The 8,167-nt window shown below is 60.5% G+C and carries 10 protein-coding genes; 9 read left to right on the top strand and 1 reads right to left on the bottom strand.

The window, feature by feature from the left end; all coding sequences use genetic code 11:
* Window positions 1–1,177: IscS subfamily cysteine desulfurase (locus P8X48_11250; GenBank protein ID MEJ2107879.1), on the bottom strand; the 1,177-nt coding region annotated here is incomplete at its 3' end.
* Window positions 1,178–1,556: 379 nt separating this feature from the next.
* Between P8X48_11250 and nifA the strand changes: the two genes are divergently transcribed.
* From nifA to P8X48_11205, 9 genes are all read left to right on the top strand, one after another.
* On the top strand, window positions 1,557–3,227 hold the full coding sequence (nifA, locus tag P8X48_11245; GenBank protein ID MEJ2107878.1) for a nif-specific transcriptional activator NifA: 1,671 nt from the start codon (window positions 1,557–1,559) through the stop codon (window positions 3,225–3,227).
* 294 nt (window positions 3,228–3,521) lie between these two features.
* The gene (nifB, locus tag P8X48_11240; protein ID MEJ2107877.1) at window positions 3,522–5,075 is read left to right on the top strand and encodes a nitrogenase cofactor biosynthesis protein NifB; all 1,554 of its coding nucleotides are present in this window, start codon (window positions 3,522–3,524) and stop codon (window positions 5,073–5,075) included.
* A gap of 60 nt (window positions 5,076–5,135) precedes the next feature.
* On the top strand, window positions 5,136–5,360 hold the full coding sequence (locus tag P8X48_11235; GenBank protein MEJ2107876.1) for a 4Fe-4S binding protein: 225 nt from the start codon (window positions 5,136–5,138) through the stop codon (window positions 5,358–5,360).
* An 8-nt stretch (window positions 5,361–5,368) separates the two neighbouring features.
* On the top strand, window positions 5,369–5,740 hold the full coding sequence (locus P8X48_11230) for an iron-sulfur cluster assembly accessory protein (GenBank protein ID MEJ2107875.1): 372 nt from the start codon (window positions 5,369–5,371) through the stop codon (window positions 5,738–5,740).
* A gap of 1 nt (window position 5,741) precedes the next feature.
* The gene (locus P8X48_11225) at window positions 5,742–6,257 is read left to right on the top strand and encodes a hypothetical protein (GenBank protein ID MEJ2107874.1); all 516 of its coding nucleotides are present in this window, start codon (window positions 5,742–5,744) and stop codon (window positions 6,255–6,257) included.
* Window positions 6,244–7,056, top strand: a complete 813-nt coding sequence (locus tag P8X48_11220) for a 4Fe4S-binding leucine-rich repeat protein (protein ID MEJ2107873.1) — start codon at window positions 6,244–6,246, stop codon at window positions 7,054–7,056. The genes P8X48_11225 and P8X48_11220 overlap by 14 nt, the downstream gene beginning before the upstream one ends.
* Window positions 7,040–7,387: a nitrogen fixation protein NifZ gene (locus P8X48_11215; GenBank protein MEJ2107872.1), complete on the top strand. Its 348-nt coding sequence runs from the start codon at window positions 7,040–7,042 to the stop codon at window positions 7,385–7,387. Before P8X48_11220 ends, P8X48_11215 begins: the two co-directional genes overlap by 17 nt.
* A complete protein-coding gene (locus tag P8X48_11210; protein ID MEJ2107871.1) occupies window positions 7,290–7,730 on the top strand; it encodes a hypothetical protein in 441 nt (146 codons plus the stop codon). Before P8X48_11215 ends, P8X48_11210 begins: the two co-directional genes overlap by 98 nt.
* A partial coding sequence (locus P8X48_11205) for an aminotransferase class V-fold PLP-dependent enzyme (protein ID MEJ2107870.1) occupies window positions 7,727–8,167 on the top strand: 441 nt, incomplete at its 3' end. The genes P8X48_11210 and P8X48_11205, both read left to right, overlap by 4 nt.

Raw genomic sequence — 8,167 nt, 5'->3', positions numbered from 1 at the left:
CGATTCCGTCCTGGTGCATTTCCCAGAGCGGGGACAGTTCACGCAGTTTGTGCACGTTCTGTTTTACCAGTTCCACGGCGCGATCGACTTCGGCCTCGCTGCTGAAGCGGCCGAGGGTGAAGCGGATCGAGCTGTGTGCAAGTTCGTCCGAGCGTCCCAGCGCGCGCAGCACATAGGAGGGCTCCAGGCTGGCGGAGGTGCACGCCGAGCCGCTGGAAACGGCAAGGTCCTTCATCGCCATCATCAAGGATTCGCCCTCGACGAAGTTGAAGCTGACATTGAGGTTGTGCGCGACTCGCCGATCCAGATCGCCGTTCACGTAGGTCTCGTCGATCTCGCCCAGGCCCAGGAGCAGTCGGTCACGCATGGCGCGGATGCGCTCGTTGTCCGCGCCCATTTCCTCGCGGGCTAGGGCAAAGGCTTCCCCCATGCCGACAATCTGATGCGTGGCCAGGGTGCCCGAACGCATTCCGCGTTCATGGCCGCCACCGTGTGTCTGCGCCTCGATGCGCACACGCGGTTTACGCTGTACGTACAGCGCGCCGATGCCTTTGGGTCCGTAGGTCTTGTGCGCAGAAAACGACATGAGATCCACCGGCAGCTCTTGCAGGTTGATGGCAACCTTGCCGGTGGCTTGCGCGGCGTCAACGTGGAACAGAACGCCCTTGTCGCGGCACATCGTCCCCAGCGTTGCGATATCCTGGATCACGCCGATTTCGTTGTTCACATGCATGACCGAGGCGAGGATCGTGTCGGGACGAAGCGCGCTTGCGAATTTGTCTGGATCGACCAGGCCATTCGGCTCCGGGTCGAGGTAGGTAACGGTAAAGCCCTCGCGCTCAAGATTGCGCATGGTATCGAGGACGGCCTTGTGCTCGGTGGTGACGGTAACGAGATGGGAACCGCGCTTGCGGTGAAAATGGGCCGCACCTTTTATGGCGAGGTTGTCGGATTCAGTTGCTCCCGAAGTCCAGACGATCTCGCGCGGGTCGGCATTGACGAGGGCTGCGACCTGTTCGCGTGCAGCTTCCACCGCTTCGTCCGCATTCCAGCCGTATGCATGGGAACGGCTTGCCGGATTGCCGAAGTTCGCGCCAAGCCATGGCAACATCTTTTCCACAACTCGTGGATCGGTTGGAGTGGTTGCGGAGTAATCCAGGTAGATCGGCAGTTCCACGTTGCTTCTCCCGTACGCATCTGCATTGCGTTATCGCTTGTGCGAGCAAAGAGCAACTCCTATGCCAACTGCAAATTGGCAGATAATTCCTGCACTTGAGAGGAAAGGCGAAAGTGCGACGGGTTTTCTATCGGACACATTTGTATGCTTTGTCGCATTCGCTACACGCGTCGTCGCAAGCGATGCGCGTCGTGTTCGCAATGCAACGCGTCGAAGCGGCAGGCACGTGCTGCGATACAGGGTTGGACAAGGTCTACGAACATCCGAGCAAAACGCTAAGTTTTGCTGGTATGCATATTGCTATTACCAGGTTGTAGATACATCGTGGCGATCGCACCGCGTGAGTTGTTTGAACCGGTGGACCAAGGAGCCGGGAAAGTTGACCGAATTACTGGGAATAGATCGCGTGCAAGAGTTGAAGACAAAACCGCTCGACCAGCAGGGAAATCTCGAACTCGTAGCAATATACGAGATCAGCAAGATCCTGAGTTCTTCTTTTGATCTGCGCGAAACCCTGCGCGAGGTCCTGAACGTCCTGTCGTCCTATCTCAAGATGCCCCGCAGCATGGTCACTTTGGTGCATGAATCGGATGAATTGCACGTATTCGGTGCCTCCGGGCTGTCCATGGAGGCGATGCAGCGCACCCAATACCGGGTCGGCGAAGGCATTACGGGTCGGATCATGAAGAGCGGAGTGCCCATGGTTGTGCCGGACATCAGCAAGGAGCCGATGTTCCTGAACCGCACCGGTGCCCGTGACATGAGCGGTGACGAGGTGATTGCATTCATTGGCGTCCCGATCAAGGTCGGGCGCAAGACCGTCGGTGTGCTGAGCATCGACCGCAATGTCGAGCCCGACAAGGGCAAGCGAAACTTCGAGCGCGATGTGCGCTTCCTGTCCATGGTCGCCAATCTCATCGGCCAGACGGTACGTCTGCATCACAATGTCGCGGTCGAACGTGAAATGCTGATGCAGGAAAAGAGCCGCTTGCAGAAGGAACTGCAGGGAAAGTACAACCTGAAGAATGTGGTTGGCGTAAGCAAGCGCATGCAGGAAGTATTTGGCGACGTGCATCAGGTTGCGCCGGGCCGTTCGACGGTTCTTCTTCGCGGCGAAAGTGGTACCGGCAAGGAAGTGATTGCCCGTTCGATCCACTGTCTCAGCCCGCGGCGAGACAAGCCGTTCGTGCGCGTCAACTGTGCGGCACTGAGCGAGACCTTGCTCGAATCGGAGTTGTTCGGACACGAGAAGGGAGCCTTTACCGGCGCTACCCAGGAGCGCAAGGGCCGCTTTGAGCTGGCCCATGGCGGGACCCTGTTCCTGGACGAGATTGGCGAGATCTCGCCGGCCTTCCAGACCAAGTTGTTGCGTGTGCTGCAGGAACGCGAGTTCGAGCGCGTTGGCGGTACCAAACCGATCAAGGTGGACGTGCGTCTGATTTGTGCCACCAACCGGAACCTCGAGGAGGCCGTCACCACCGGCAAGTTCCGCGAGGACCTGTATTACCGTATCAACGTGGTAACCATCTTCCTGCCTTCGTTACGGGAGAGGCGCGAGGATATACCGCTGCTGATTGATTACTTCCTGGACAAGTTCAACAAGGAAAACAGCCGTCACCTGACTGTCGCGCCCACGGCCCTCAAGATCATGCTTGCCTGCAATTGGCCCGGCAATGTGCGCGAACTGGAAAACTGCGTGGAGCGGTCGGCGACAATGACCCGCGGCAACGTAATCGGCGATATGGATCTTCCGTGCCAGCACGGCAAGTGTTTCTCCCTGATCCTGCAGAGTTACGGTCGCCGTGCCGACGTGGTCGTACATCCGGTCGAAGAGGAACCGGCTGCCCCTTCCGCGCCTTCCTATCCGCCCCTGAGTGGGGAAGAGAGCGAAGTCGCAGTTGCACCGCCAACCACCGAGCGCGAACGTCTGTTGTGGGCGATGGAGCAGTGTGGTTGGGTACAGGCCAAGGCGGCGCGCCTGTTGAAGCTGACACCGCGCCAGATCGGTTACGCCCTCAAGAAATACAATATCGAAGTCAAGCGCCTGTAGTCCGCGCGTTCTGTATCCCGCGGCGCGAGCCGCTCCCACGAATTCCGGTTTCCCACCGGCTGTTCTGCAGCAAAACACCGGCCGCAGTGCGTGTCGGGTTCACGACAAACGTTCGACATTCATGTGTTGGTGTCGTGATCGTGACAAGCCGCACACGTGCAATAACGCGTAAAACCGCGGACTTTTCCCTTTCTTGTCGATGGCACGCAAGTTGCTGAACGACGATCAAACGCCGTCTCCAACGAGAGGGCGCATGCGACTGAGTGATCGCGAACAGACAATGAAGGAGCCGTCATGCAAGAAACGAATGAGCAGGGAACAGCGGTAGAGCAGTCCAAGCCGCTGGACGACCTGATGCAGAAGGTCGCGGAACACAAGGGTTGTGGCACGTCGGGCGGAAGCGGAAAGGCGAGTTGTGGTTCGTCCGCCGGCCAGGGCGATCTGCCGACGGAAATCTGGGAGAAGGTCAAGAACCATCCCTGCTACAGCGAAGAAGCCCACCATCACTACGCACGTATGCACGTGGCCGTGGCTCCGGCCTGCAATATTCAATGCAACTACTGCAACCGCAAGTACGATTGCGCAAACGAATCGCGTCCCGGCGTGGTGAGCGAAAAGCTGACGCCGGAACAGGCCGCGAAGAAGGTGGTGGCAGTGGCGTCGACGATTCCGCAGATGACCGTGCTGGGCATTGCCGGTCCCGGCGATCCGCTGGCGAACCCGGAGAAGACCTTCCGTACCTTCGAGCTCATTTCGGAAATGGCCCCGGATATCAAGCTGTGCCTGTCCACGAATGGACTGGCGCTTCCGGAGCATGTTGAAACCATCAAGAAATTCAACGTCGACCACGTCACGATCACCATCAACATGGTCGATCCCGAGGTGGGGGCAAAGATCTATCCGTGGATCTTCCACGAGCACAAGCGCTACAAGGGCGTGGAGGCGGCAAAGCTGCTCAGCGACCACCAGTTGCGCGGCCTGGAGATGCTGACCGAGGCCGGCATTCTGTGCAAGGTCAACTCGGTGATGATTCCGGGGATCAACGACGAGCACCTGGTCGAGGTCAACAAGGCGGTCAAGTCACGGGGCGCGTTCCTGCACAACATCATGCCCCTGATCTCGGCCCCGGAGCACGGCACGGTGTTTGGCCTCAACGGCCAGCGCGGCCCGACAGCCCAGGAACTCAAGGCCCTGCAGGACAAGTGCGAGGGCGAAATGAACATGATGCGCCATTGCCGCCAGTGCCGTGCCGATGCGGTTGGCCTGTTGGGCGAGGATCGCTCGGCGGAATTCACTACGGACAAGATCATGGAAATGGATGTCCAGTATGACCCCGAGGTCCGACGTGAGTACCAGGAGACTGTTGAAAGGGAGCGCGAGGCAAAAGTAGTCGCCAAGCAGGCCGAGCTGGAAGAGATCGCCGGCGAGCAGAGTGACATTCGCGTACTTGTCGCGGTAGCGACAAAGGGCAGCGGACGGATCAACGAACATTTCGGCCATGCCAAGGAATTCCAGATCTACGAGCTGAGTACGGCGGGTAGCAAGTTCGTGGGCCATCGCCGCGTGGACCTGTATTGCCAGGGGGGGTATGGCGACGAAGATGCCCTGCCTACCGTGATTCGCGCCATTTCCGACTGCCACGCGGTGTTCGTGGCGAAGATCGGCGGCTGTCCGCGAGACGAACTCAAAGGGGCGGGAATCGAGCCGGTCGACGGCTATGCCCACGAGTTCATCGAGCAATCGGCGCTCGCCTGGTTCAAGGACTATCTGGGCCGTGTCCAAAGTGGCGAAATCGAGCACATCGATCGCGGCGACGCGGCGATTCGCCAGGGCGCGTATGTCGCCTGAAGACAGCACGGAAATCATCGCAAGCAATTCGTTTTACGGGAAAAACCTGAGGAGCAAGTCATGGCTTACAAGATCGTCTCATCGCAATGCACCGCCTGTTCGGCCTGCGAGCCGGAATGCCCGAACAATGCAATTCGGGAAAAGGACGGGACCTTTATCATCAAGCCGGAGAAGTGCACCGAATGCATCGGCTACTTCGATGATCCGCAGTGCGTGGCCGTTTGTCCGGTCGACGACACCTGCATCATCGACAACAGCTACCCGCGCTACGAAGCGGCGGTGTAGGAGGGAACATGAACCTGACGATCACACCGGCGGCGGAGAAATTCATTCGCCGCATGATCCGCTTCAATGGCGGGGACGGAAACGGCTTTCGCATGGTGATGACCGCCGGTGGCTGTTCCGGTCTTGCCGCCGAATTCACGGTGGAGCCGGAACCGCGCGAGGGAGATACGGTGCTGGAGCACAACGGCATGAAGTTGTTCCTGCCCGCGGAAAGTCGGCTCCTGCTCGAAGGGGTAACCATGGATTTCGTGGACACGCCCATGAACAGCGGTCTGACCTTTGTTGACCCCAAGGCCGCGCCGTGCGCGTGTGGCAGTGCGGACGCGGCCGGTACCGCGACGACCGCGGTGGATATTGCCAGCATCGCGCGCAAGCACTGACGTGTCGGCCGGCGGCGCAGTTGCCGACCTGGTGTGGGATGCCTGTCTGGGCAAGGGACTTCCGCCCGAGGCGGAGCGGCAACTGGAACTGGCGGGACTGGCGTATCAGGACGATGTGGCCGCGGAAGAGCATCTTCGCGCGGCTCGCGCGGCGGCCCCGGAACACATCGCCGTGGAGATCGGTTGGTACCGGTTCTTTTTCTACAAGGGCCGTCTGGCAGAGGCCCTGGAAGTGGCGCAACGCTGTCTGGCCTGGGGCGCGCGGGAGTTGGGACTGGCCCCGGATTGGCGTGAAGTTCGCGCGCAGGACGCGAGCTTCGGTGACTGGGGCGCCGTGTTGCCAAGGTTCTATCTGTTCACGCTCAAGGGTTATGCATATTTGTTGATGCGCCTGGGCGAACTGGAGCCGGGAAGAGAGGCATTGGAGAAGCTGCGGGAACTGGACCGGGACGACAAGCTTGGCGGGGAGGTGCTGATCAAGGTACTGGACCGCGGGGGACGGGATGATGACGACTGAGATCAACGAGGCCAGGGACTGGCAGGGACAGATCATCGAATGCCGTGGCTGCGCCCACGAGTCCCTGCAGGCGAAGGGTGAATGCGAGCTCATGCGCGCCTGCGTCGCCGACCGCTATGCCCGGCGCATCGACCGCTTCTTCCGCTGGAACCCCGAGATTGCCCGGGACTATGTCGATCACCCCTATTTCGAGGTTCGCGCCATCGCTGCGAAGCATGTCGACGTATTTGCCGCCGTACGAATGCTGGATGACGCCGATGCCACGGTACGGTGGAGCGCGGCGGCGCGACTGCCGCGGCGCTATCTCCTGCGCCTGCGCACGGATCCGGACCGGGAGGTGCGCATCCGGGTTGCGCTGCGAATCGACCCGAACAATCTGATATCGATGATCGGGGACACGGACTACTACGTGCGGCAGGTGGTGGCGCGGCGTATCAGGCCACAGTTGTTGACGCTCATGATCAACGACCCCGAAGCGGAAGTGCGCCGGACGGTGGCTACGCGCATCGGGGAAAAATCCCTGCTTGCCATGGCCGCCGACAGGGACGAGCGGGTGCGAGTGGAGGTCGTCGAAAGGCTGCCGGCGCAGCAACTGAAACAGCTGCGCCACGACGCCGACTGGTCCGTACGTTACGCCGTCGCGGGACGTATCGCCGAGGCGTATCTACCGGAAATGTTGACGGATGAGGATCCGATGGTGCGTGAGTTGGCGCGCCATCGTCTGGACGCCTGTGAGGCGAAGCCGGGCAACACCCCCGTCCCCATCGGGCAGGAGCACGGACATGAAGATCAATCGTGACAGTAGCATTGTAGAGCTCGACGGGCCGCCCGCGTTCGAATACGGCGAACGTGTGCGATCGCGCAAGACGGTACGCAACGACGGTACCTTCGCCGGCAGGGAGATTGGCGACATTCTGGTGCGCAAGGGAGACGAGGGATACGTCGTCAGTATCGGTACGTTCCTGCAGCAGTTCTACATCTACGGTGTGGATTTCATCGAACACGGATACCGCGTCGGAATGAAGGGGCGGGATGTTGAAACAGTTCGCGATCGACCTGGTACGCGGACGCCAGTTGCGCATCGCCCGTTCCTGCCTGGAGCGCGACACGGCGGAAGTCGTGCTGGTTGACCGAACCACTGTCCCGGCCCCGGCAATGCATCCGAACGACATCGACCGAAAACGGATCGAACGCGCGCTGGATCGGCGGGTCCGTTATCGCTATGTCACGCCAGAGGTGCGCGCGGCACGGGACGGATACCGGATTGTAAGCCCGTGTTGTTCCCGTCGAATCCGTCCGGATGGCGGTGTGATTGATATTGCGTGGTTGCGGTACGTTGGCTCGTCCCGCCGCTGGCACCTCTATCGCAAGGATCACACGCGCGTCTGTTGGGAACTACGGGAAGAGTTTGCAAACCTGTTCGACGCGTTGGAAGAACTCACACTGGACGCGGACCACGCATACTGGCAATGAACGAGCAGATCTATCTCGACAACAATGCAAGCGCGCCGGTTGCCCCGGAGTGCCGTGATGCAGTGTTGGCTTGCCTTGACGGGCCCACTGGCAATCCGGCAAGCAAACACAGCTGTGGACTGGCCGTGCAGGAACAACTGGCACGGGCGCGGGCGCAGGTAGCGGGACTGCTGGGCGCAAAGCCGGGCGAAATCGTATTTACCAGCGGAGGTACGGAAAGCAACCACCTGGCGGTGCTGGGAGCGCTCGCCCTGGCGGGTGACCGGCCTCGTGTCGTCAGCTGTACGACCGAGCACCCGGCCACTCTCTTGCTGCTGGATGATCTTGAATCGCGTGGCGTCCACGTGACGCGCCTGGCCGTGGACGGGAACGGGCAAATCGACCTTGAGGAACTCGAGCGGGCGCTAACGCAGGATACCGCGCTGGTGACGCTGTCC

It is taken from the genome of Acidiferrobacteraceae bacterium, assembly GCA_037388825.1.
In the GTDB taxonomy this organism is placed as follows: Bacteria; Pseudomonadota; Gammaproteobacteria; order Acidiferrobacterales; family JAJDNE01; genus JARRJV01.
Note: the sequence above shows the minus strand (reverse complement) of the source record. Positions and strands in the feature narration are given on the sequence as shown.

Coding starts and splice junctions, on each gene's coding strand:
- nifB (MEJ2107877.1), top strand. CDS start 3,522: ATGCAAGAAACGAATGAGCAGGGAACAGCGGTAGAGCAGTCCAAGCCG.
- P8X48_11235 (MEJ2107876.1), top strand. CDS start 5,136: ATGGCTTACAAGATCGTCTCATCGCAATGCACCGCCTGTTCGGCCTGC.
- P8X48_11215 (MEJ2107872.1), top strand. CDS start 7,040: ATGAAGATCAATCGTGACAGTAGCATTGTAGAGCTCGACGGGCCGCCC.
- P8X48_11220 (MEJ2107873.1), top strand. CDS start 6,244: ATGATGACGACTGAGATCAACGAGGCCAGGGACTGGCAGGGACAGATC.
- P8X48_11210 (MEJ2107871.1), top strand. CDS start 7,290: ATGTTGAAACAGTTCGCGATCGACCTGGTACGCGGACGCCAGTTGCGC.
- P8X48_11230 (MEJ2107875.1), top strand. CDS start 5,369: ATGAACCTGACGATCACACCGGCGGCGGAGAAATTCATTCGCCGCATG.